We start from the raw sequence: 23,678 nt of genomic DNA on the forward strand, positions 1-23,678 counted from the left end.
GGGCCGGTGGCGAGCAGGTCATCGTCGGTTCCTCCAGGTGGGAAGGCGGGGGCTGAAAGCGTGGCGGAGCGGCGGCGGTCGACACCGCCTCCGCCCCGCGCGGATCACTGCAGTGTCGCGCCCGGCCCCTTCAGCACGACGCTGCGGCGGCCGTCGATGCCGACCGGCACGTCGCCGTGAACGGTCGCGCGGCGCACGACGCGGCGCGCATCGCCGTAGTCGTTGATCGCGTAGTGCTGCGTCGCGCGGTTGTCCCAGATCGCGACGTCGCCTTGCTGCCAGCTCCAGCGCACGGTGTTCTCGAGACGCGTCACGTGTTCGTGCAGCACCTGCAGCAGATGCGCGGAATCCTGCGACGACAGCCCCTTGATCTTCTGCACGAAGTGGCCGAGCACGAGCGTGCGCTCGCCGGTCTCCGGATGCACGCGCACGACCGGATGCTCGGTTTCGTAGACGGTCGACGTGAACACTTCGCGATAGCGCTTCAGCTGCGTGTCGTCGGCATGCACGTGCGTCGATGCGTAGTCGTATGCGTTCGTGTGCACGGCCCACAGCGTGTCGGCGAGCGCGCGCAGCGAGTCGGGCAGATGCGTATAGGCGGCCGCCGTGTTCGCCCATACCGTGTCGCCGCCGAACGGCGGAATCACGACCGCGCGCAGGATCGACACCTTCGGGTACGCATCGACGAACGTCACGTCGGTGTGCCACGAATTCGCGCGCGCGCCGTGCGCGGAATCCAGTTCGAGCAGCGCCGCGCTGCCGTCGACGGACGGCACGGTCGGGTGCGCGACGGTGTCGCCGAAGCGGCGTGCGAACGCTTCCTGCGCGGTGTCGTCGAGATGTCCCTGATTGCGGAAGAACAGCACCTTGTGGCGCAGCAGGGCGGCCTGGATCGCGTCGAACGTCGCATCGTCGAGCGCGGCCGACAGCCGGACGCCGGCGATCTCGGCGCCGATCCGGCCGGCGACCTGGCGAAGCTGAAGCGGCGCCGTGGCCGTGTGCGGTGCGGCGGCGTGCGAAGCGTGCGATGACGGATGAGCGGCGTGCTGGACTTCGGACATCGGGAGTCTCCTGGATCGGGAAGGTCGAGTCTCCATTCAAGCAGGGACCGCGCGGAACCGGAACCGATGAATCGTCACAACCTTAGCGTGCGGCGCGACGATCGATATGCATCGTTCTGCTGAGCGACGCGTGCGTTGCGTCAGGACGGCAGCGCCTGCGCGCTACCACGCGAGCCGCCATGCGCCGATCCGGTGCGCATCGACGCGGATGCGCCCGCCATCGCCATCGCCGCCCGGTTCGCGATCGTCGAAATCGGCGAGCACCGTATCGCGCAGCCGCGCGAACTCGGGCGAATCGCGGCGGCGCGGCCGCGGCAGCGTGACGTCGACGATCCGCTCGATGCGCCCCGGCCGCGGCGCCATCGTGACCACGCGATCGCCGAGATACACGGCCTCGTCGACGTCGTGCGTGACGAGCACCATCGTGATGCGCTCCTGCGCCCAGATGTGCAGCAGTTCGTTCTGCATCCGCGCGCGCGTTTGCGCATCGAGTGCGCCGAACGGCTCGTCGAGCAGCAGCACGCGCGGCCGGTTCACGAGGCCGCGTGCGATCGCGACGCGCTGCGCCATCCCGCCCGACAACTGGTTCGGGTACGCATGCTCGAAGCCGTTCAGGCCGACGAGCGCGATGTGCTCGGCCACGGCACGGCGCTTCGCTGCCGCGTCGAGCGGCGCGTTGCGCAGCGCGGCCGCGACGTTCTGCTCGACCGTCAGCCACGGAAACAACCGGTGATCCTGGAACACGATCCCGCGCTGCAGCGACGTATCGCGCACGAGCGTGTCGCCGGCGCGGATCTCGCCCGCGTAGTCGGTGTCGAGCCCGGCGATCAGCCGCAGCAACGTCGACTTGCCGCAGCCGCTCGCGCCGACGATCGTGACGAACTCGCCGGCACGCACGTGCAGCGACACGTCGTCGAGCACGGCGAGCGACGCGCCGCGTTGCGCATAGCGCTTGCTCACATGGAGGATATCGAGCGAATCGGAAGCGAGGGTCGTCATGACGGAGAACGAAGCAACACGAAAGAAAAGGGCGATCAGCGGCCGAGGTCGCCGCGGCGGGCCACCGCCTTGCGTTCGAGCGCGCGCGCGATCGCGTTCAGCGCCCAGCCGGTCACGCCGACGACGACGATTCCGAACAGCACGAGGTCCATCCGGAACTGTTCGCTGCCGTCGATCAGCGTGTTGCCGATCCCGCTGCCGGCGACGAGCAGGTATTCGGCGCCGAGCGTCGCGAGCCACGAGTAGACGAGGCCGAGATACAGCCCGGTGAAGATCGACGGCAGCGCGGCGGGCAGGATCACGTAGCGCACGAGCTGAAGCCGCGAATAGCGCAGCGCGCGGGCGACGTCGACGTACGTGCGCGGTACCGCGTGAATGCCGTCGCACGTGTGCGCGGCAACCGGCAGCAGCGCGGCGAGCGACAGGAACACGACCTTCGCGACGTCGCCGAGGCCGAACCACACGGAAATCAGCGGAATCCACGCGAACAGCGAGATCTGCTTGAACGTGTCGAAGCTCGGCCCGATCACGCGCGCGGCGATGCGCGACAGCCCGAGCACCGCACCCAGCAGCAGGCCGCCGGTTGCGCCGATCGCGAAGCCGCACGCTTCGCGTGCGAGCGATGCCGACAATGCGCGAGCGAGCGCGCCGCTGGTCGCCTGGGCCCAGGCCGTGTGCAGCACGTCGGCCGGACCGACCAGCAGCCCGCTCTTGACGAGCTGCGCGGACGACACGGCCCACCACAGCGCGAACGCGGCGAGCGGCAGCACGAAGCCGCGCCAGTCGGGCGCGGGCACGCGCCGGGCACGCGCGGCGGCCGGCGCGGCGGGCACCGGTGTCGACGGAGTGGAAGAGGGCACGAGAGCGCTCCTTGAATCGGGTTCAGCCGCGGAACGCGGACGGCACGCCGCGGCGCAGCCGTGCCTCGAGCGCGTCGAGCAGCCGGTTGATCGCGAGGCCGACCGCACCGACCACGATCACCGCGGCCATCACGAGATCGAGCTGGAACAGCTGGCGCCCGTACACGATCAGGTAGCCGAGCCCTTCCGACGACGCGACGAGTTCGACGACGACGAGCGCGAGCCACGATTTCGTGAACGCGAGCCGCACGCCGGTCGCGAGCGTCGGGATCGCGGCCGGCAGCACGACGCGAACGATGCGCTGGCCACGCGTATAGCCGAACACGCGCGCAACTTCGTCGAGCGCGGGCGGCGTCTGGCGGAACCCCTGCAGCGTGCTCATCGTCACGGGCACGAGCGCCGCGTGCGCGATCAGCAGGTACTTCAGCGGCTCGCCGACGCCGACCAGCAACAGCAGGAACGGCAGCCAGCCGAGCACCGGAATCTGCACGAGCGCGTTGAAGCTCGGCAGCACGTACGCTTCCAGCGTGCGCGACAGGCCGAGCGCGGCGCCGGTCGCGAAGCCCAGCAGCGTGCCGGCCGCGAAACCGACGAGCACGCGTTGCAGGCTGATCAGCGTATGGCGCGCGAGATCGCCGCTTGCCGCGAGTTCCGCGAGCGAGTCGGCGACCTGGGCGGGCGGCGGCAGGATCTGCGGCGCGATCCAGCCGCGCGCGCTGCCGATGCTCCACCACGCGAACAGCAGCGCGGGCAGCGCCCACGGCGCGAGCCGCCACGCGACGCGCCGCGCGACCGCAGAGCGGGACGGCCGTGCGGCCAGTGCACGGGCGTCGGACGACGACGGAATCGGGATCGCGGTGTCGCTCATCGGGCGGCTCCGGGTCAGGAGAGCGGCTTGCCGGCCGCGTCGTAGCGCGGCCAGTAGTGCTCGAGGTGCTGCGCGCGCAGCGCGTTGTCGAGATACTTCGGCTCGAACCAGCCGTCGACGTCGACCGGCTGCCGGATCAGTTTCAGTTTCAGCGCATCCTGCGCGACGGCCTTGTAGCGCGCGATCACGAACGGGTCGATCAGCGGCGACAGGCGATCCTTCAGGCGCTGGTTCGCATAGTCGGCCTGCCACGACGCATACGGCACGCCGCTTTTCGCCCACAGCTTGAACAGCGCGTCGCGGTTCGCTTCGTCGGACGACCATTGCGCGCCCTTCACGAACACGTTGACGACGCGCTGCACGATGTCCGGATGCGCGCGCTCGAAATCGTCGAGCACGAGCAGGTGGGTTTGCCGCGTGAGTTGCGGGCCGTCGTTCTGCGATTCGTAGATGATCTTGGCGAGGCCCGCGTCGCGCAGCTTGTACAGCTGATAGTCGCCGACCGATGCGTCGATGCCCTTCGACGCGAGGGCGGCGAGCGCGCTCGCCGAGTCGAGGTTGATCACGCGCAGGTCGCGTTCGGTCAGGCTGTTCTTCGCGAGCGCGTTGTCGGCGACGAGCTGCAGGTTGGTGCCGCGAAAGATCGACACGCGGCGGCCTTTCAGGTCCGCGATCGAGCGGATGTCGGAGTCGGGCGGCACCGCGATCTTCACGCCGGAGCGCACGCTCGCCGCGAGCAGCAGGCGCGTCTTGATCCCGTTCGCGCGCGCGAGCACCGACGGCAGGTCGCCCTGGTATGCGAAGTCGAGCGCCTTGTCGGCGATCGCTTCGTTGACGGCCGGGCCCGCGCCCTTGAAGAACAGCCATTGCACCTTGATGCCGTCGGCCGCGAATTCCTTTTCGACGAGCTGCTGCACGCGCACGGTGGCCGCGCTCGAGCCGCCGAAGGTCGGCGGGTCGCCCGCGCCCTGCTGGGCGACGCCGATGCGGATGGTGGCGGGCTTGTCGGCGTGCGCGGCGGCAGCGGGCAACGCGACGACGGACGCGATCAGCAGCGATCGCAGCAGGCGCAGTGGGAGCATGAATCGATCGGTCAGGAGAACGTTGGAAAGGCGGGCCGAAGCCCGCTGCGTGAAATCATTCTCGATGACGCGCTCGGCCGTGGACAAGCAACGATTTGAACTATGCTTATCGCGTGGCGGCGGGTGACGATACCCGCTGCGATCGAATGCAGCCGACGCGGCTGCGCGCATAACGAACAGCGAGTCCGGCGTCTGCGGCGACGGACATGGAGACGGCCATGCAAGTTCAGGACCTGACCGGCGCGCCACTCGATTTCTGGGTGGCGATGGCGGTAGACCTCGGCGCGCCGCGGGTCGGCGCGGCGGGATGCACGGTGATTCGCGAACCAGGCGATGCGCCGGTGCCGTACGCGCCGTCGTCGGCGTGGGCGGACGGCGGGCCGCTCGTCGAGCGTTTGCCGTTCGGCGCGTTCGAGCGCGACGGCGGCCACGGCGCATGGCGCGCGCTGCTGCATCGGGCGGTGCCGGCGGCCGGCGAGCGCTGCACGTTCAATCAGTCGGGGCCGACGTTGCTGATCGCCGCGATGCGCACGCTCGTTGCGTCGACGTTCGGCGACGACGTGCCGGATCTCGACATGTCGAAGCCGCGCTGAAACGCCGGTGGCGCCGGTCAAGCGGCCGACAGGTCGCGCACCGCGATCGACGCGACGTCGACGCGTTTCGGCAGGATCGCGTCCGCGGCCGCGCGATCGGCGACGCGCTGCAGCACGGCGATGTCCGCTGCGCTGACCGCGCGCTGCGCGAGCGCCGCGCGGCGCGCGATATCGGCGGCCGCATCGCGCGGCAGGCGCGTGAGCGACGCATAGACCGTCGCGTATTCGGCCGGATTCGCGAGCGCCCATTGACCGGCGCGGGCGAGCCGCGCGAGCACGTCCGCCAGCGCGGCGCGCTTCGAGCGGTCGTCGAGCGTATCGACCGGCGACGTGAGGAATGCGAGCCCCGAATTGATGCCGCTGCCGTCGCGCACGATGCGGGCGCCGCGCCGCACCACGTTGCCGTAATACGGATCGAAGGTCGCCCAGATGCCGATCTGCTTCGCTTCGAACGCGGCGAATGCGTCGACCGGCAGCACGAAGCGCACGTCGACGTCGCCGGGCGCGAGGCCGTGCTCGCGCAGCGCGCCGTACAGCTGGTACTGCGAGATGCTGCCGCGCGCCGACGACACGACGACGGTGCGCCCCTTCAGGTCGGCGACGGTGCGCACGGGCGAATCGGGCTGCACGACGATGCCAAGCGACGCGCTCGAACCGACACGCGTCGCGACGATCCGCAGCGCCGGGTCGCCGAGCGCGGCCGTCAGCACGGGCAGGTCGCCGGCCGGCGCGAGATCGATCGCGCCCGCACGCTGCGCTTCGAACAGCGGCGCGGCGCCCTGGAAGTTGGCCCAGCGAAAGCGGTACGGCACGCGGTCGAGCACGTGCGCCGCTTCGGCCAGCGCGCGCAGGCCGCCGGCCTGGTCGCCGAGCACCAGCGTGACGTTCGACAGGTCGGCACCGGCAGCGCGGGCAGCGGTGGGGACGGCGGCGGTGCCGGCGAGCGGTGCGGCGGCCAGCGCGGCCACACGCAGCAGTGCACGGCGGCGGGCCGGGGCGGCGGGCGAAGTCATCGACGGGGTCCTCGGTGATCCGCGCGGGCCGCGCGGCTGTCGGGCAGATTACGGAATCGGTCTGGCGGCGGCAAACATCGAATCGCGAAATGCTTATGCGCCGATCTGCGCGAGCGAGCCGTAGCGCGGAAAGCACCCGCGGCCTTTTGGAGCGGCTTCGTCGCCGTGCTGACGGCAAGCGGCGCGCTTGCGCTCGCGCCCGCCGCCGTTTCATACAAGTTGCTTACACAACCGATGCGCGAGGCGTGCCGCGGCGCGTGCGTTGCCATTGCCTGCGACGACGCGGAGCCGTTAAGCTTGCGCGTTCCGGTTTCACGCAGCGTGTTGAAGATGTCATCGACGATCGAGATTCTGTTGCCCGTGTTCGGGCTGATCGCGGCAGGGTTCCTGTGCCGCCGGCGCCGCGTGCTCGGGCCCGCGGCCGCGTCCGAACTGAACCGCTTCGTCGTATGGCTCGCGCTGCCCGCGCTGTTGTTCCAGATCATGGCGCACGCGTCGTGGCACCAGCTTTATCAGCCTGCGTTCGTCGCGACCTTCGCGCTCGCCTGCGCGCTCGTGTTCGCCGGCGTGCTCGCGTGGCGGCTCGCCGCGGGCCGCGGGCTCGCCGATGCGAGCATCGACGCGATCGCCGCGTCGTATCCGAACACCGGGTATCTCGGCTTTCCGCTGTGCCTGCTCGCGTTCGGCACCGACAGCCTCACGCCGACCACGATTGCGACGATCCTCGTCGCCTGCGTGCTGTTCGCCGGCGCGATCGTGCTGATCGAGACCGGGTTGCAGCGCGACCGCGCGCCGCTCAGGCTGGCCTGGAAGGTGGTCGGCGCGCTGCTGCGCAATCCGTTGATCGTCGCACCGCTGGCCGGCGTATGCGTGTCGGCCGTGCAGGTGCCGCTCGGCGCGCCGGTCGACACGTTCCTGAAGCTGCTCGGCGCGGCCGCGAGCCCGTGCGCACTGGTGAGCCTCGGGCTCTTTCTCGCGGAGAAGCGCGACGCATCCGCTGCGGCGCCGCGCGGCAGCATCGCGCTGACGGCGGTCAAGCTGTTCGTGCAGCCGGCGCTCGCGTGGTGGCTCGGCGTGCGCGTGTTCGCGATGCCGCCGGTGCTCGCGCAGATCGCGGTCGTGCTCGCGGCGCTGCCGACCGGCACGGGGCCGTACATGCTGGCCGAGTTCTACGGGCGCGAAGCGCAGGTGACGTCGCGCACGATCCTGCTGTCGACGCTCGGGTCGATCGTGTCGCTGTCGGTGTTGCTCGCGATCGCGCGGCACGTGTAGGCGGACCGATGGTGCGGCGCGTATCGCGCCGGGCCGGGCGTGCGGCGTGCGGTGCCGCCGCGATGCCGTTCAGTGCGGCTTCGTCGCGATCCGGTGAATGCGCGCCGCATGCGCGGCACGCGGCCGCCGCGAGGTGCCGCACTGCGTCGCCGGCCGCCGGCGGGTGCGATGCGTCGGTTCGGGGGCGTCGGCCGCAGCCGGCCGAGTCGCACGTGCATCGGTCTCCGCATCCGCGAGCGCGGCCGCCGCCGCGACCGCCGCGATCGCCGGTTGTGCGGCTTCCGCATCGAGCCAGCCGCGCGTCGCTTCGGCGATCAGCCCGCGCAGCCAGCGCACGCCGTCGACGCACGCTCCCGCTTCGTTCCACGTCATCCGGTACACGATGTCGGGCGGCACGGCCGGCAGCGCGACCGCGCCGAGCGGCAGCAGCTTCGCGTAATGACGCGCGAGCCGGTACGTGGTGGTCAGGATCAGGTCGGAGCGCACGAGCGCATGCGCGGCAAGTTCGAAATGCGGCAGCGTGACGACGATCCGGCGCTGCAGGCCGACGCGTTCGAGCTGCCGGTCGATCGCGCCGGACGCTTCGAGCCACGACGGCGTCGGGCAGAGCTGCGCGGCGTGCGCGAACGCGTCGGCCGTCATCGCGCCGCACCGCGCGAGCGGATGCGACGCGCGCATCAGGCACACGATGCGATCGTCGAACAGGTCGTCCTGCCGGAAGCGCGACGTGCGGGCGGGGCGGTTGTCGATCACGACGTCGAGCTCGCCGTCGGCGAGTGCGCGTTCGTCGTCGAAGCCGTCGCCGAGCGGGTGAAACACGAGCTGCGCGTTCGGCGCGCACTCGCGGAACAGCGCGACGAGCTTCGGCACGAACAGCACGTTCAGATAGTCGGGGCAGCCGATCCGGTATGTGCGCACCGACGTGCGCGCGTCGAACGTCGGCTGCTGGATCCGGATGAAATCGATCACGCGCAGCGCATTGCGCAGCGGCTCGATCAGCCGCGCGCCGAACTCGGTCGGCACCATCCCGTAGCGGCTGCGCACCAGCAGCGGATCGCCGAGCAGCGTGCGCAGGCGCTTGAGCGCGGCGCTCGTCGCCGGCTGCGACATGTTCAGCCGCACGGCCGCGCGCGACACGGTGCGCTCGGTCAGCAGCACGAGCAGGATGCGCATCAGCCGCGCGTCCAGCACGTCGAGCGCGCCCGTCGCGTCGGACGCGTCGCGGCAACGGCCGTGCGGCTCCCGTGCGTCGCGCATGTCGCTACGCGTTCCCGCGGCCCGTCATTTGACGAAGGTGCCCGGCCAGCCGACGATCCGCTTCGGCCGCGGCGGCGCATAGGTGCGCACCTTCGACGTCTTCAGCTTCAGGCGCACCAGCGATTCCGCGAGCGCAACGGCGGCCGACACGCCGTCGACGACGGGCACGCCCGTGCATTCCTCGATCTGCCGGTCGAGGCCGGCCATCCCGCCGCAGCCGAGGCAGATCACTTCCGCATGATCGTCCTGCACCGCGCGCCGGGCCTGCCCGACGATCGACTCGATCGCGCGCGCCGGATCTTCGTCGAGCTCGAGCACCGCGAGACCGCTCGCGCGTACCGACGCGCAGCGCGCGTCGAGCCCCGCGAGCTTCAGCCGGTCCTCGATCAGCGGCACCGTGCGGTCGAGGGTGGTGACGACCGAGTAGCGGTGGCCGAGCAGCATCGCGACGCTCGCGGCCGCTTCGGTGATGTCGATGACCGGCACCGTCAGCAGTTCCTGCAGCCCTTCGCGGCCGTGTTCGCCGTAACCGGCCTGGATCACCGCATCGTACGGCTCGTCGTAGCTCAGCACGCGGTCCATCACCGCGATCGCCGCGAGATAGCTCTCGAAGTTGCCTTCGACCGATTCCGCGCCGAAGCGCGGCGTGAGCCCGACGATTTCCGTGCCGGGCGACGCGGCGGCCTGCGCCTGCGCGGCGATCGCGTCGGTGATCGACTCGGTCGTGTTGACGTTGACTACCAGGATTCTCATCGGTGCACTCCGTATGCTGCGTTCAGTGTTCGGCGCAGGCGACCGCGATGTGTTCGCCCGAGCGCTCGTCGTATTGCCGCTTGCGATCGGCCGTCAGCCAGTACACGCTGCCCGCGATGGCCGCGCCGAGCAGCCACGAGAACGGCGTCAGCGCGCCGAAGGCCGGCACGACGGCGAGCGTGATCGAGATCAGCGCGGACGGCACGAGGGCCGCGAGCGCCTTGCGGTTCACGCCGCGCGTATAGAAGTAGGCGCCGCCCGGCGCTTCGGTGTAGAGGTCCGGCACGTTCACGCGCTGCTTGCGCACGAGCCAGTAGTCGACCGTGATGATCCCGTACAGCGGGCCGAGCAGCGCGCCGAGGCCGGACAGGAAGTAGACGATCACGATCGGGCTGTTGTACAGGTTCCACGGCAGGATCAGCACCGCGACCGTCGCGCTGATCAGGCCCGCGCGGCGGAACGTCAGCTTGTGCGGCGCGAGGCTCGTCAGCACGAACGCCGGCGCGACGAAGTTCGCCATGATGTTCACCGCGACCGTCACGATCAGGAACGCGAGGCAGCCGAGCACGAGGAACAGCTTGTTCGGCACCGTCGCGATGATTTCCGTCGGGCTGTGGATGATGTGGCCGTTCAGCTTGAACTGCGCGCCGGCGAGCACGAAGCTGATCGTCGCGAACACCAGGATGTTGACCGGCAGGCCCCAGAAGTTGCCGACCCGCACCGTCTTCGCGCTCGGCGACGAACGTGCGAAGTCGCAGAAGTTGAGCACCAGCGTGCCGTAGATCGCGAGCCACAGCGAGCCGCCCGCGAATACCTCGGTCCACATCTTCACGCCGGTCATCGGCTTGCCGATCGACATCGCGAGCTGGCCGCCGGTGCGGCTGAACATCCATGCGGCGAGCGACAGCGTCGTGACGAGGATGATCGGGCCGGCGAGCCCTTCGTATTTGCGGACCATCTCCATCCCGTACGTCAGGATGCCGATCTGCACGAGCCAGATCGCGACGAACGTGATCCAGCCGAGCGTCGACAGCCCGAAGATCGCGTTCCGGTCGAACGCGGCGAGGGCCGGCCAGATCGCGGTGAGCAGCACGCGCAGCACGACCGACGCGAGATAGGTCTGGATGCCGAACCATGCGATCGCGATCACCGCCCGGATCAGCGCGGGCAACAGCGCGCCGTAGATGCCGAAGCTCATCCGGCTGATCACCGGGAACGGCACGCCGGTCTTCTGGCCCATGTAGCCGGTGAGGTTCATGAAGCAGTAGACGAGCACCGCGCCGATCGCGAGCGACGCGAGCATCTGCCAGCCCGACAGGCCGAGCGCGAACAGGCCGATTGCGAACGAGTAGTTCGCGATGTTGTGCACGTCGTTGGTCCACAACGCAAAGATGCTGTAGCGGCCCCAGGTGCGGCCCTCGGCCTTGGTCGGCGCGAGGTCGGGGTTGTGCAGCCGCGGGCTCAGCGCGGGATCGCGCGCGGCCGTGTCGGTGCGATGCGATGCGTCGTCCGCGCCGAGCACGATGCCCGCGCGGTGGGTGGCTTCCAGTTGCACGCGTTGTCTCCTTCCATGTACGGCGTGCGGACCGGCCGCGTGTGCACGCAGCGCAGGTCCTGCCGCCGTTGACGTTATGTGTCGGATTTGTTCGCGAGTATGGGCGGCGGCCGCAGCGATGGGAAATTAAATATTCGGCTGGGCGTCATTCGAAAAGTGAATGGGGTACGACCGGCTGCGACGCGGCTGCGCGGCACGTGAATTGCGCGACGACGGGTTCCATCCACATCGACATCAGCGGAGGTGTCATGCAGCGATATTCCATTCGTCACGTATCGCGAGCCGTCTTCGCCGGCATCCTCATTGCCGGTCTGGCGGCGGGTGCGGGCTGCAAGAAGAGCGATAACGATACCGGCACCGGTGCGAGTTCGAGCCCGAGCGCCACGGGCGGCATGTCGCCGGCGCCGTCCACCGCGCCGTCGGGCATGCCAGGCAGCAGCGCGGCCGGCACGGGCGCCGACACGGGCGCCGCGAGCATGCCGGGCACGGCATCCACGCCGGCCGGCGCGAGCGGCGGAGGCTGACCGACGGCGGCGGGCGGCGCGTGCGCACGTGCACGTGTCGGCCCGCAGCGTCGTCGCGGCGTGCCGGTGCGGCACGTGCGTCGCGAGGCGCGCGTGCGGTGCCGTGCGCGTGAAAGATTTGCAAGGACCGTTGTAGCGATTCCCGGACCGGCGCCCGCTGCATCACGCCGGCGCGCCGTCCGGAAACAGGAGGTGCGATGCAGAACGCGGAATCGAATCCAACCCCGGAACAGCAGCGCAAACAGATCGAGAAGAGCCCGGTGAAGACGCCGGCCGCGGGCGACATGCCCGATGCGGCGACCCAGGCCGCGGAGGTCGCGAAGCGGCCGCTGACGCCCGAGGCCGTCGCGGGCAAAATGGCGACCGGCCTGCCGCCGATCGACGTCGACGCGCATGCGGTCGACAGCGGCGACCCGGTGCGTCGTGCCGCCGGCCGTATCGTCACGCTGGACAACGCCAACATGGCGATGACCGACAACACGGTCGACGTCGACGGCAAGGGCATGGAAGCGCGCACCGGCGCCACCGAGTGGCACGACAACGTCATTTATTCGAACGCGTCGCTCGACGATGCGGTAGGCACACCCGATGAAGGACTCGGCGGCATCGAGAGCCGGCCGGGCGGCAATGTTCCGCAGATCGCGACGCGGCCGGGCTGGCGCGTGCAGCATGTCGGCGACGTCGATGTCGAGCACGGCGACGGCAAGCGGGCCGAGCATGTGATCCGCTTCGAGCGGAGCGAGTGACGCCACGGCGGCTGGCAAACGTGGCTCGATGGGCGGACCGCCGGCCGGCGGTCCGCCCGCGGCCGTTACTGCGGGCCGAGTTCCTGCGCGGACGTGTCCGCATCGTTGCCTTGCGCAACGAGTACGTGCACGTCGTTGGGTGTCACGTCACCGATACCGCCGGACGGAATCGTCAGCAGCAGCCAGTCGGCGTTGTTGTTGAGGGCGACGGGCGCGGTCTTCAGGATCGGCGTCTTGCTGCCGGCCGTCGTGACGATCACCTGATAAGTCCCGCCGTTCAGATAGACGGAATCCTGGCCGGACGCCGGCACCGCATTCTGGTAGGCCGCCCCGGCCAGCGTCGGGCTTTGCGCGGTGATGTCGGTGCCCGGAGGGACCACGTAGACGTCGACGTTCTGCGCGTTCGGCGACGCGTTGAAGCTGCGCACGCGCGCCTTGTCGGACAGCAGTTTCTTGTCGAACGGATCGTCGATCACCGAAATCGCCGACGACGTGCTCGGCAATGCGATGGTCGTGTAGTGGTGACCGTTCGCCGCGCTGAACGACTGCGATGCCACCGTCGTCGTCGTTCCCGATACGTCGTAGCTGGCGGTCTGCGTGCCCGAGTCGACGTCGTGATAGCGGGTCACGCCCTTGTACGCGATACCCGATGCGTCGACCTTCGCATTCAGGTAGTAGTCGAGATTCGGGCCGGCCGGCACCGCGTTGATGAAGCGCGCCTGCGGCTTCGAGATGCCGAGCTCGGTTCCGACGTCGTTGCCGTCTCCGCCGCATGCCGTGAGCACGGAAATGACCGAGCACAGGGCCACTATCGTTCGAATGGATTTCATTGTCGTCCTCTCGTTCAGGGGAACCTGCTTGCGATGCGGTATCGCCGCGCGAGGGCTCGCGCGGAGCGCAACGCCGGTTGAGGGAAGGATTGCCGTCCGCCGGGGCGGCGGGCGCCTGGATGTCGCAAGCGATGTGCCTGCGTGGCGATAGCGGCGCGGGCGCCCGTGCTGTGGGGATGCGGCGCACCGCGGCGGTTGCGGGCACGGCGCAACGGCGCGCAGCCGGTCAGGCATTTGTAAAAAAGCAGCGCAGTGGGGCGTGGCGCGGGGCGTGAACGAGTCACGCGGCGCGGCCACGTACGCCGGAAGAGCGTTTCAAACGCAGGCCACCGTGCGAAGCGACCGATGCGAGCGGGCGAGCGAGGGTCTTTCACCGATATCGTTGCGCACGCATCGATATGCGCGATCGATGCGAACGCGCGCGACGACGTGCCGTCGCCGCGCGCAGCGTCCGTCTCAGCGGTTCACGAGTTTCGCCGGGTACGCGAGCGCGAGTGCGCAACCGACCAGCATGCATGCGGCGAAGCCATACAGGCCCGCGCTCTGCGAATGGAACGTGTCGCGCAGCCAGCCGATGAAGTAGGTGCTGCCGAACCCGCCGAGGTTCGCGATCGAGCACGCGAACGCGATCCCGCCGGCCGCGGCCGAGCCCTTCAGGAACGTGGACGGCAACGCCCAGACGACCGGCATCGCGGCGGCTGCGCCCGCATTGATCAGCGAGAACAGCAGCACGGTCGTGAGCGTGCCGTGCGACCCGCCGGCCGCGAGCGCGAGCGCGACGGCCGCCACCACGAACGGTACGACGATATGCCAGCGGCGTTCGCGGGCGCGGTCGGAACTCGCGCCGCAATACAGCGTCGCGAGCACGGCCGCGGCATTCGGGATCACCATCAGCCAGCCGATGTGATACGCGTCCTTCACGCCGGTGTCGCGCAGGATCGTCGGCAGCCAGAAGCTCACCGCATATAGCCCCAGCAGCACGCACAGGTCGATCAGCCCGAGCGCCCACACCTTCGGGTCGGAGAACGCGCGGCCGAGCGCATGGCTCTTGTTGCCGGACGGATCGGCGTCGAGGTTCGCACGCAGCGTGCGCTTCTCGTCATCGTTCAGCCAGCGCGCAGTCTCGATGCTGTTCGGCAGCCAGCGCAGCACCGCGAAGCCGAGCAACACCGACGGCAACGCCTCGAGCAGGAACAGCCACTGCCAGCCGCCGAGCCCGTGCGTGCCGTCGAACGCGCGCATGATCCAGCCGGAGATCGGGCTGCCGATCATGCTCGACAGCGGCAGGCCGACCATGAACAGCGCGACGATCCGCGCGCGGCGCGCATCGGGATACCACTGCGTCAGGTACAGCAGCACGCCGGGCAGGAAGCCGGCCTCGGCGGCGCCGAGCAGGAAGCGCACGATGTAGAACTGCATCGGCGTCTGCACGAACATCGTCGCGCCCGACAGCAGCCCCCACGTGATCATGATCCGCGCGATCCACAGCTTCGCGCCGACGCGTTGCAGCACCAGATTGCTCGGGACTTCGAACAGGATGTAGCCGCCGAAGAACAGGCCGGCGCCGAGCCCGTACACGGTGTCGCTGAATTTCAGCGCATCGAGCATCTGCAGTTTCGCGAGCCCGATGTTGATGCGGTCGAGATAGGCCGCGAAATAGCACAGGCAGAACAGCGTGATCAGGCGCAGCGTGACCTTGCGGTAGAGCGCGCCGTGGAGCGTGTCGTCGGCGGAGACGGCGGCGCTCGGGTGTGCGGTAGACATGGGATTGCCCCTGTTCGAATGTGACGGATGAGTGGGTGGCCGTTCGACGCGAGCGAAGATCCGCGCGCTGGAGTCTGTATAGCACGTCAATTACATAGCGTACACACTAGAAAATACGGAGTCGCACAGGCATGGAAGCGGCCGCGCCGGGTGCGACGGAAAAGCGCGATAAAGCGCGGCTTTTTCGACAATTTCTATCGCAAGATGCCAACCTTCCAGCGGCCTGATCGAGCCGGCGAGAATGCACGAAATTCGTGCGTATGCACTCAAAAGTGGAGTGTACGCATGCGTGTGCGCCACGCGTACCCGAACGCGCGGGGCGGCACCGCGCCGGACGGTGGATTCGCGGCCGCCCGCGCGCCGCGTTTCGCGCACCGGCCGGCGCCGTCCGCCAATCGTCCGAGGTGACGCGACGTCGGCGCGCCGCACGCTGATGCACCGCAACGAAGCGGCGCGTCGCGATCGATTCGTGCCGATTCGAGGGTGTACACTGCTTGCCTTTCCCATACATGCCACGCGGGCCTTCATTTTCATGGCGTCTTCCAAGGATTCCTACGACTTTCACGACCAGGTGGGGCACCTGCTGCGCCGGGCCTATCAGCGGCACGTCGCGATCTTCCAGGAAGCGATTCCCGATTCGGACCTGACGGCGGCGCAGTTCGTCGCGCTGTGCGCGGTCAAGGAAAAACAGGCATGTTCGCTGAACGACATCGTAAAGGCGACCGCCATCGATCAGGCGACGATCCGCGGCGTCGTCGAGCGGTTGAAGACGCGCGCGCTGATCGAGGTCCTGCCGGATCCGAACGACGGCCGCAAGCTGATCGTGCGCGCGACTGCGGCCGGGCTCGCGCTGATCGACCGCACGGTGCCGTTCGCGCGCCAGGTGACCGAGCGCACGTACGGGCCGCTCAATCCGGGCGAGCGCGTCGCGTTGCAGTACCTGCTGCGCAAGATGATGGAGGCCGACGGCGACGCGTGACGCGCGTCGCCGTCCCGCTTGTCTGCGTCGCCGCGTGTTACGCGACGCCGGCGGCGGCCGGCGCCGCCGCGCCCGGCCGCCGGCCGGCTTCGTGTAGCACGGCCCGCACGGTTTCGGGCGTGAACGGCGGCGCGTAGAAACGCACGCCGGTCGCATCGAACAGCGCATTCGCGATCGCGGCCGGCCCCGGCACCGACGCCGATTCGCCCGCCCCCAGCGGCGGCTCGCCTTGCCGCGGCATCAGCACCACGTCGACGTCCGGCACCTCGTCGAACGTCAGGATCGGATAGCTCGCCCATTCGCGCGAGGCGACCTTGCCGTCCGCAAACCGTACGCGCTCCTTCAGCGTGCGGCTCAATACCTGGATCACGTTGCCGTGAATCTGATGGCGCACGCCGTCCGGGTTGATCATCGTGCCGGTATCCTGGCCGACCGTCACGCGCTCGATGCGGATCTCCCCCGACACGCGATCGACGCTCAGGTCGACGATCCACGCGGACCAGGCCGCGCCGAAGCCGGGGAAACGGCTGTGCACGTAACGTGCATAGGCGATGCCGCGTCCGCGTACGATGCGCGATGCGTCATCGTTGTTCCGGCGACCGGCGCGCGGCGTCCAGCCCGCGCGATCGGCGACGGCCTGCAGCAGCTCGGTCGCGCGCGTGTCGGCGAGATGCCGAAGCCGGAACGCGAGCGGATCGATGCCGGCAAGCGCAGCACATTCGTCGGCGAACGCGTCGTGCGCGAACGAGTTCGGCAGTGCCGACACGCCGCGCAGCCACGACGCGCGCACGAGGGGCGCGAGATCCTCGCAGACGAAGCGGCGATGCGGGCTTTCGTACGGCGAGACGGCCGTCCGGTCGCCCATCTCGAACACGCGCGGCTCGGGCGCGATCGCGCCGGTCAGCAGCGCGGCGAGCAGCGGCGCGTCGTTCGACGGATAGCGCGTCGTGAAGTCGTAGCCGAGCAGGCGGCCGTCGCGCGTGACGGTGCCCGTCACCTGCATCAGCTGCGCGGCGCCTTTCGGTTCCCACAGATGTTCGTCCGCGCGCGACAGTTGCACGCGCACCGGCCGGCCGACCGCGCGCGACAGCAGCAGCGCGTCGCCGCACACGTCGTCCGCGCCGTTGCGCCCGTAGCAGCCGGCCGCCTCCATCCGCACGATGTCGAAGTCGGCTTCGTCGCGCGCGACGAGCGTCGCGAGGTCGTAGCGCAACGACACGGGGTTCTGCGTGCCCGACCACACGGTGATCCGGCCGTCGCCCGCCGCGCGATAGTCGGCGAGCGCGCACGACGGACCGATCGAGCCGTGCATCTGGAACGGCCACGCATAGGTGCGCGACAGCGTGATCGTGTCGGGTTGCGCGCGCGCCGCGTCGACGTCGCCTTCGTCGAGCAGCAGCCGACGCCGCGCGGGCGCGGACGCGATCGCGGCGGCAGGTGCGTCGAGCGGCGGCAGCGCGGGATGCGGCCGCCACGTCACGCGCAACTGGCGCGCCGCGCGGATCGCGTGCTCCTCGCGCTCGGCGACGACGCCGACGAAATCGCCGATCGCGACGACCGCCACCAGCCCCGGCACGTCGGCCACCGACGCGCGATCGACGTCGATGAGCGACGTGCCGACGAACGCGCCGCTGTCGTGGCCCGCATACGGCGGCCGCACGACGCGGCCGTGCAGCATGCCCGGCACGCGCATGTCGTGCACGAACGTGAGTTGCCCGGTGGCTTTCGCGGGCAGATCGACGCGCGGCGACGATCGGCCGACGATCCGGTAGTGCGCGGGATCCTTCGTGCGGGTATTCGGGTCGAGCGTCAGCGCGATGCGGCGCGTCGCGACGAGCGACGCGAACGTCGCGCTGCGGCCGTGCGATGGCGCGGCGATCGTTCCGTCGTCGGCGGTCAGCTCCGCAACGTCGACGCCGAACCGTTCGGCCGCCAGTGCGAGCAGCGCGTGGCGCGCCTGCGCGGCCGCGCAGCGCAGCGGGGTCGCGGAAATCTGGATCGTGGCGCTCGCGATGGTCGGACCCTGGTTCGGTGTCGCGGCCGTGTCGCCGAGCACCATCGTCACGCGGGCGGCCGGCACGTCGAGTTCCTCCGCGACGATCTGCGCGAGCGACGTGCGAATGCCGGTGCCGAGGTCGACGTGGCCGTTGAACGCGAGAATGCGTCCGTCGTCGAGAATCGCGACGAACACGTCGGGGAGTGCCGGCACGTACGACGACAGGCTGCCCGGCTGGCCGGGCGCCGGCTTGACGGGTGGCGCCGGCTGCCGGATCACGCTCAGGCAGCCGTCGCGCGCAAGCAGTTCGGAGCGGTTCACGATCGAGATGTCCTGTCGGGGAAGGTGCGGCCGGCGACCGGTTGCGACGTGCGTGCGGTGCGTGGCGCACCCGAGGCGGCGGGTCGCGGTGGTGCGACGGCGCGTCCGGTCAATCTAGGTCGCCAAAACCGCAGCGTCAATCGCGCGTGGGCGCCGGCGTCGCTACCGCGCGAGCCGCTCAAGCCGCCGGAGCAGCCCGAACCGCCCGAACCGCCCAAACTGCCCAAACTGCCCAAACTGCCCGAACCGCTCAAGCCGCCGAAGCCGCCCGAGCCGCCCGCACGGCGATGCGGTTCAGCGCGCGTGCACCGCATCGATCGCCGCGACCGCATCGTCGAGCGGCATCACGGCCGCGTACTTCTGCTGCATGTCGAACAGGTTCGCTTCGTGCGGCGCGATCGCGCGATCGCCGACGCAATCGGCGAGCACGAGCGGACGGAACCCGTGCGACATCGCATCGACGACGCTCGCACGCACGCAACCGCTCGTCACCGCGCCCGCAACGAGCAGCGTCTGTACCGCGCGCTGTGCGAGCCAGGGCGCGAGCTGCGTGCCGAAGAACGCGGACGGCACGGTCTTGCGCACGACGAGCTCGCCGGCGGCCGGCGCGAGTTCGGGCACGATCGCGCTGTTCGGATGGTGCTCGGTCAGCGTCGCCATGCCGGGCACCTTCAGCGAGAACACGTTGTCGTCGCTGCCGTCGTCCGCGTACACGATGCGGCTGTGCGCGACCGGCCAGCCGCGTTCGCGCGCGAGCGCGAGCGCCCGTGTCGTGCGCGCGATCGCCGGCGCGATGTTGCCGCCGCCGAACGTCGCGGGATCGGCGAAGCCGACCACGAAGTCGACGATCAGCAGCGCGAGGTTGCCGTGCGGCGGTAGCGGCGTGCCGAAGCCCTGCTGACGGTAGACGTGCGCTTCGGCGTGGCGGGAAAGGTCGTTCATGGTGTCGGGCGCTCGTCGGTCACGCGGGTTGGTCGGATTGGCCGGTCACGCGGCCGTCGCGCACGACGGTCTCGCCGTCGAGTTCGACCGTGCAGCGGCGCAGCGGGATGTCGATATGGCAGGTGGTCGTGCGCTTGCCGCCGCCTTCGTTGTTCGGGCCGAGCGAGAACAGGAAGTTGCCTTCGAACGCGCGCGCATCCATCCCGATCGTCGCCTCGCGGTCGTACAGGCCGAGCGTCGACCAGCGTGCGCGCGGCTGCAGCCCCCAGCCGATGTGCGAGATCGCATAGCCTTCCGGGTCGGCGAAGGTTTCCATGTAGTCGCGCAGCAGGTCGGCATCGACGCCGCCTTCGATGCGCGTCGCGTAGCCGCCTTCGACGCTCAGCGCGATCGGCTCGCTCACGTAGTGCTTCTGCGGCAGCAGGATGTCGCCGCGATCGATCACGATCGTGCCGCGCGCGGTGCGGTCGTTCGGGTAGGTCAGCGCGAACCCGCTCGGCCAGTGGTCCCAGCGGCCGGGCGCGTCGACGAAGCCGTATTCGGCCGTCGGCGGGAACTCGCCGAGCGGGCACACGAGCGCGGTGCCGGCCGCCGAAGTCACGCGCATCTCGCGGGCCGCGGCGATCTGCTTCGCGGCGCCGAGCACGCGCGTGCGATCGGCCAGCGTCGGTACCATCCGCACCAGCACTTCGGGCGGCTCGACCGCGAGCAGGATTTTCGTGCCGGACGTCAGGATGTCGTGCTGCTCGGGCGAGAACAGCAGCGTCATCAGATCGAGCACCAGATCGCTCTCGCGCAGCGCGGCGATCGCGGCGCGGTTGCCGGTCAGCGGCGTCGTGCCGAGATACGCGAGCGGGTCGCGGCTGAATGCCTTGTCGCCGTTCACCGGCGGCAGGTCGAGCCGGTTGACGACCGCGCCCATCGATTGCGTCGCGATCAGCGCGCACGACAGCGTCTGCGGGTGGGTGGCCGCGCTCGTCAGGATCGTGACGGTCTGGCCCGGTTCGAGGCGCGACAGCGTGAGTACCTGCTTCCACGCGTCGATCAGTTGATAGTCGCTGACTGGCATCGTCGGCTCCGGTAAAGGCGTGAAGGAAACAAGGCGGCGCGGAATCAGGCTGCGAGCGGCGCGCCGAGGAAGTCGCCGAACGCCGCGTAGAAGCCGGCGGCGTTGTCCCACGGGATCATGTGGCCGGCATCGGGCACGCGCACGTGGCGCATCGACGGTGTCGCGCGCTGCAGTTCGGCGACGTCGTCGTCGCGCACCACGTCGCCGCGTTCGGCCGTGATCAGCAGCGACGGCACGGTCAGTTGCGCGGCATCCGCATGGAAATCGTCGGTGTGGAAGCCTTCGTACGACGTGCGGACCGCACGCTCGTCGCAGGTGTGCAGCCATTCGGCGCGCAGCTGCAGTTCGACCTCGGTCCAGGTCGGGCAGAACGCGCGCATCCCTGCGGCATCGGTGCCGGCGCGCGCGAGCGCCATCGAATCGATGTACCACGGCAGCTTGCCCGGATAGTCGCGGCGGTTCGGGCCCGACACGGGCGGATCGACGAGCACGACGGACTCGAGCCCGCGGATGCCGCGCCGCGCCGCGCGTGCGGCGATCCGCGCGCCCATCGAATGGCCGACGACGCTCGTGCGCGGCAGGCCGAGCACGGCGACGAACGCCGCGATGTCGTCGGCCTGCGCGTCGAGGCCGTAGTCGAGCGACGGCGACGCGTCGGACAGCCCGCGGCCGCGCACGTCGAGCACATAGGTGTCGAACGCCGCGCCGAACACTTCGCCGACGAAGCCCCACGTGATCGCAGGGCTCGTGATGCCGGGGATCAGCACGATCGCGGGGCGCGCCGCGCGCGCGTGCGTTGCGCCGCCGTAGCGCAGATAGTGCTGGCGGATGCCGTTGGCGCGAACGTTCGCGCCGTACAGGAAAGTCGAGGACATGGGCAGGCTCCGAAGTGGCGGCGGTGCTCAGTACGCGCCGGACAGCAGCGCGCCGGCGCCGGGCACGACCGGCTCGAGATCGAGTTCGCGCAGCATCGCGTAGGTCGTCGCGATCGCGGCCGTGATCACGGGCTTGCCCGTCATCGCCTCGACCTTCGCGACCGCCGGCAGCGACGGCATCTGCACGCACGCGGACAGCACGATCGCGTCGGCATCCTGGTACGGCAGCGTCTTCACGATGTCGGGCAGGCGCGCCGGATCGTGGCGGCCGACGTCGAGGTTGTCGGGAATCTCGAGCGCACGGTATGCGATCACGTCGTAGCCTTCGTTGCGGATGTAGTCGACCACCAGCTCGGTCAGCGGCAGCATGTACGGCGCGACCACCACGATGCGCTTCGCGCCGATCACCTTCAGCGCGTCGACGAGCGCGCCCGCGCTCGTCAGCACCGGCGCCTGCGCGCCGTTGTCGGCGGTGTGCTTCGTCAGGCGCGCCTGCGACACGCGGTGATAGCCGTGGCCCATCGCCATGATCGCGACGAGGCACGCATAGCCGAGCACGTCGACGCGCGCGTCGCTCAGTTCCACCGCGCAGCGGTCGGATTCGGCGTCCATCGCCGCCAGTTCTTCCTTGACGACCTTCTTCATCCGCATCCGGCTGGAGTGGTACGTGAAGCGCTCGGGCCGGATTGCTTCGCGCAGCCGCAGCATGGCCGGGATCTCGGTTTCCATCGTCGTGTTGGAACTCGGCACGATCTGGCCGATGCGGTAGGTCTTGCTCATGACGGGAGGCTCCGTGTCGGTAAGGGTGGGGCGGCGCGCTGGCGCGGGATCGCCCGGTTTCGAGCAAAGTCTAGTGTGTACATTTGAAAATGACAATGGGTCAAAAACTCTTTTGCAAGGCGATATCCTTTTGAGTGTGCGGCTTTGCCGGAAATAATCGGTGTTTTCCCGAGTGTCGAGACTCGCGGCCATAATCCGCTTGTCCGGAATAAATTGAGTGTGTACGCTACATAAACGCCATTCAATCCGCCCGTTCTCGTGCCGCATCCGGCGACGGGCCCACGATCAGGAGATCCGCATGAGCAAACCCCGTATCGCAATCATCGGCGCCGGTCTCGGCGGCACGGCGGCGGCTGCGCTGCTGCAGCGCGGCGGCCACGACGTCGCGCTGTACGAGCAGGCGCCGGCGTTCTCGCGCCTCGGCGCGGGCATCCATCTCGGCCCGAACGTGATGAAGATCATGCGGCGCATCGGCTGCGAGGACGCGCTGGAGACGATGGGTTCGCATCCCGATTGCTGGTACAGCCGCGACTGGCAGACGGCCGACGTGCTGTCGCGGATCCCGCTCGGCGACTACGCGCGCAACACCTACGGCGCGAGCTACCTGACCGTGCATCGCGGCGATTTCCATGCATTGATGACGCAGGCGGTGACACCCGGCACGATCCGCTTCGGCAAGCGCCTCGCGTCGGTGGAGGACACCGGCGACGCGGTGCGCCTCGCGTTCACCGACGGCAGCGTCGAGACGGCCGACATCGCGATCGGCGCGGATGGCGTGAATTCGCGGATCCGCGAGCACCTGCTCGGCGCGGAACCGCCGCGCTATACGGGCTACGTCGCGCATCGCGCGGTGTTTCCGGCGTCGCTGCTCGACAACAAGCCGTACGACATGTGCGTGAAGTGGTGGTCGGAAGATCGCCACATGATGGTCTATTACGTGACCGAAAAGCGCGACGAGTACTACTACGTGACGGGCGTGCCGCAGGCCGAGTGGCCGGAAGGCGTGTCGATGGTCGACAGCAGCCGCGATGAAATGCGCGATGCGTTCGCCGGCTTCCATCCGGACATCCAGCATCTGATCGACGTGTCGCCGTCGATCACCAAGTGGCCGCTGCTCGAACGCGATCCGCTGCCGCTGTGGAGCCGCGGGCGGCTCGTGCTGCTCGGCGATGCGTGCCATCCGATGAAGCCGCACATGGCGCAGGGCGCGGCGATGGCGATCGAGGACGCGGCGATGCTCGCACGCTGTCTCGACGAAGTCGGCATCGGCGATTACGCGGGCGCGTTCGCGCTGTACGAAGCGAACCGTGCGGCGCGCGCATCGAAAGTGCAGCTCGTGTCGCACAACAACACGTGGCTGCGCACCAACGAGGATCCGTCGTGGGTGTTCGGCTACGACGTGTTCGACGTGCCGCTGGTGTCGCCGTCCTCGTCGTCGCGCGGCAACGTGGCGGCGGTGGCCTGACGCGGCGGCCGCGCGGTGTCCGCGTCGGATGCCGCGTCGCCGCCGCGGCGCTACGCGTGCATTTCGGCGTGTTA

Annotated in this window: 22 protein-coding genes; 6 read left to right on the forward strand and 16 right to left on the reverse strand. The window is 69.5% G+C overall.

Going from position 1 to position 23,678, the window contains the following annotated elements; translation table 11 throughout:
- Positions 1-104: 104 nt before the first annotated feature.
- The 5 genes from Q3A80_RS26425 to Q3A80_RS26445 form a co-directional block, all read right to left on the reverse strand.
- Positions 105-1,061: a TauD/TfdA dioxygenase family protein gene (locus Q3A80_RS26425; protein WP_446331763.1), complete on the reverse strand. Its 957-nt coding sequence runs from the start codon at positions 1,059-1,061 to the stop codon at positions 105-107.
- A gap of 162 nt (positions 1,062-1,223) precedes the next feature.
- A complete protein-coding gene (locus tag Q3A80_RS26430) occupies positions 1,224-2,060 on the reverse strand; it encodes an ABC transporter ATP-binding protein (RefSeq protein WP_446331764.1) in 837 nt (278 codons plus the stop codon).
- A 35-nt stretch (positions 2,061-2,095) separates the two neighbouring features.
- On the reverse strand, positions 2,096-2,920 hold the full coding sequence (locus tag Q3A80_RS26435; RefSeq protein ID WP_446331765.1) for an ABC transporter permease: 825 nt from the start codon (positions 2,918-2,920) through the stop codon (positions 2,096-2,098).
- 22 nt (positions 2,921-2,942) lie between these two features.
- Positions 2,943-3,788 (reverse strand): ABC transporter permease, encoded by an 846-nt coding sequence (locus Q3A80_RS26440; RefSeq protein WP_446331766.1) that lies wholly within the window; start codon positions 3,786-3,788, stop codon positions 2,943-2,945.
- 14 nt (positions 3,789-3,802) lie between these two features.
- Positions 3,803-4,870: an ABC transporter substrate-binding protein gene (locus Q3A80_RS26445; RefSeq protein WP_446331767.1), complete on the reverse strand. Its 1,068-nt coding sequence runs from the start codon at positions 4,868-4,870 to the stop codon at positions 3,803-3,805.
- 218 nt (positions 4,871-5,088) lie between these two features.
- Here Q3A80_RS26445 and Q3A80_RS26450 point away from each other — a divergent pair, with 218 nt between their 5' ends.
- Positions 5,089-5,463 carry a phage protein NinX family protein gene (locus Q3A80_RS26450; protein ID WP_446331768.1) on the forward strand — a complete coding sequence of 125 codons (375 nt, stop codon included), beginning with the start codon at positions 5,089-5,091 and terminating at the stop codon, positions 5,461-5,463.
- A gap of 17 nt (positions 5,464-5,480) precedes the next feature.
- Here Q3A80_RS26450 and Q3A80_RS26455 read toward each other — a convergent pair whose 3' ends face one another.
- Positions 5,481-6,476, reverse strand: a complete 996-nt coding sequence (locus tag Q3A80_RS26455; RefSeq protein ID WP_446331769.1) for an ABC transporter substrate-binding protein — start codon at positions 6,474-6,476, stop codon at positions 5,481-5,483.
- A gap of 330 nt (positions 6,477-6,806) precedes the next feature.
- Here Q3A80_RS26455 and Q3A80_RS26460 point away from each other — a divergent pair, with 330 nt between their 5' ends.
- Positions 6,807-7,748, forward strand: coding sequence for an AEC family transporter (locus tag Q3A80_RS26460; RefSeq protein WP_446331770.1), 942 nt, complete (start codon positions 6,807-6,809; stop codon positions 7,746-7,748).
- A gap of 69 nt (positions 7,749-7,817) precedes the next feature.
- On the opposite strand, the gene Q3A80_RS26465 is transcribed toward Q3A80_RS26460, so the two are convergent.
- The 3 genes from Q3A80_RS26465 to Q3A80_RS26475 are packed head-to-tail and all read right to left on the reverse strand — an operon-like array spanning position 7,818 to position 11,313.
- On the reverse strand, positions 7,818-9,005 hold the full coding sequence (locus tag Q3A80_RS26465; protein ID WP_446331771.1) for a LysR family transcriptional regulator: 1,188 nt from the start codon (positions 9,003-9,005) through the stop codon (positions 7,818-7,820).
- 24 nt (positions 9,006-9,029) lie between these two features.
- A complete protein-coding gene (locus tag Q3A80_RS26470) occupies positions 9,030-9,758 on the reverse strand; it encodes an aspartate/glutamate racemase family protein (RefSeq protein ID WP_446331772.1) in 729 nt (242 codons plus the stop codon).
- 22 nt (positions 9,759-9,780) lie between these two features.
- Positions 9,781-11,313, reverse strand: coding sequence for an NCS1 family nucleobase:cation symporter-1 (locus Q3A80_RS26475; RefSeq protein ID WP_446331773.1), 1,533 nt, complete (start codon positions 11,311-11,313; stop codon positions 9,781-9,783).
- A 41-nt stretch (positions 11,314-11,354) separates the two neighbouring features.
- Here Q3A80_RS26475 and Q3A80_RS26480 point away from each other — a divergent pair, with 41 nt between their 5' ends.
- Positions 11,355-11,837 carry a hypothetical protein gene (locus tag Q3A80_RS26480; RefSeq protein WP_446331774.1) on the forward strand — a complete coding sequence of 161 codons (483 nt, stop codon included), beginning with the start codon at positions 11,355-11,357 and terminating at the stop codon, positions 11,835-11,837.
- A 197-nt stretch (positions 11,838-12,034) separates the two neighbouring features.
- Positions 12,035-12,583 carry a DUF3005 domain-containing protein gene (locus tag Q3A80_RS26485; protein WP_446331775.1) on the forward strand — a complete coding sequence of 183 codons (549 nt, stop codon included), beginning with the start codon at positions 12,035-12,037 and terminating at the stop codon, positions 12,581-12,583.
- A 65-nt stretch (positions 12,584-12,648) separates the two neighbouring features.
- On the opposite strand, the gene Q3A80_RS26490 is transcribed toward Q3A80_RS26485, so the two are convergent.
- Entirely contained in the window at positions 12,649-13,413 is a 765-nt protein-coding gene (locus Q3A80_RS26490; protein WP_446331776.1) for a DUF4397 domain-containing protein, read from the reverse strand.
- 456 nt (positions 13,414-13,869) lie between these two features.
- Positions 13,870-15,177, reverse strand: coding sequence for an MFS transporter (locus Q3A80_RS26495; protein ID WP_446331777.1), 1,308 nt, complete (start codon positions 15,175-15,177; stop codon positions 13,870-13,872).
- A 532-nt stretch (positions 15,178-15,709) separates the two neighbouring features.
- On the opposite strand from Q3A80_RS26495, the gene Q3A80_RS26500 reads away from it, so the two are divergent.
- Positions 15,710-16,156 carry a MarR family winged helix-turn-helix transcriptional regulator gene (locus Q3A80_RS26500; RefSeq protein WP_124488416.1) on the forward strand — a complete coding sequence of 149 codons (447 nt, stop codon included), beginning with the start codon at positions 15,710-15,712 and terminating at the stop codon, positions 16,154-16,156.
- Positions 16,157-16,193: 37 nt separating this feature from the next.
- Here the strand turns inward: Q3A80_RS26500 and Q3A80_RS26505 are convergent, their stop codons facing one another.
- From Q3A80_RS26505 to Q3A80_RS26525, 5 genes are all read right to left on the reverse strand, one after another.
- Positions 16,194-18,473: a molybdopterin cofactor-binding domain-containing protein gene (locus Q3A80_RS26505; RefSeq protein WP_446331778.1), complete on the reverse strand. Its 2,280-nt coding sequence runs from the start codon at positions 18,471-18,473 to the stop codon at positions 16,194-16,196.
- A gap of 294 nt (positions 18,474-18,767) precedes the next feature.
- Positions 18,768-19,415, reverse strand: coding sequence for an isochorismatase family protein (locus Q3A80_RS26510; protein ID WP_446331779.1), 648 nt, complete (start codon positions 19,413-19,415; stop codon positions 18,768-18,770).
- A 19-nt stretch (positions 19,416-19,434) separates the two neighbouring features.
- Positions 19,435-20,484 (reverse strand): 2,5-dihydroxypyridine 5,6-dioxygenase, encoded by a 1,050-nt coding sequence (locus Q3A80_RS26515; protein ID WP_446331780.1) that lies wholly within the window; start codon positions 20,482-20,484, stop codon positions 19,435-19,437.
- A gap of 44 nt (positions 20,485-20,528) precedes the next feature.
- On the reverse strand, positions 20,529-21,359 hold the full coding sequence (locus Q3A80_RS26520; RefSeq protein WP_446331781.1) for an alpha/beta fold hydrolase: 831 nt from the start codon (positions 21,357-21,359) through the stop codon (positions 20,529-20,531).
- 27 nt (positions 21,360-21,386) lie between these two features.
- Positions 21,387-22,139: a maleate cis-trans isomerase family protein gene (locus tag Q3A80_RS26525; protein WP_446331782.1), complete on the reverse strand. Its 753-nt coding sequence runs from the start codon at positions 22,137-22,139 to the stop codon at positions 21,387-21,389.
- 298 nt (positions 22,140-22,437) lie between these two features.
- Here Q3A80_RS26525 and Q3A80_RS26530 point away from each other — a divergent pair, with 298 nt between their 5' ends.
- Positions 22,438-23,604 (forward strand): FAD-dependent monooxygenase, encoded by a 1,167-nt coding sequence (locus tag Q3A80_RS26530; RefSeq protein ID WP_446331783.1) that lies wholly within the window; start codon positions 22,438-22,440, stop codon positions 23,602-23,604.
- Positions 23,605-23,678 lie beyond the last annotated feature (74 nt).

The sequence above is a fragment of the Burkholderia sp. SR8 genome (assembly GCF_052851275.1).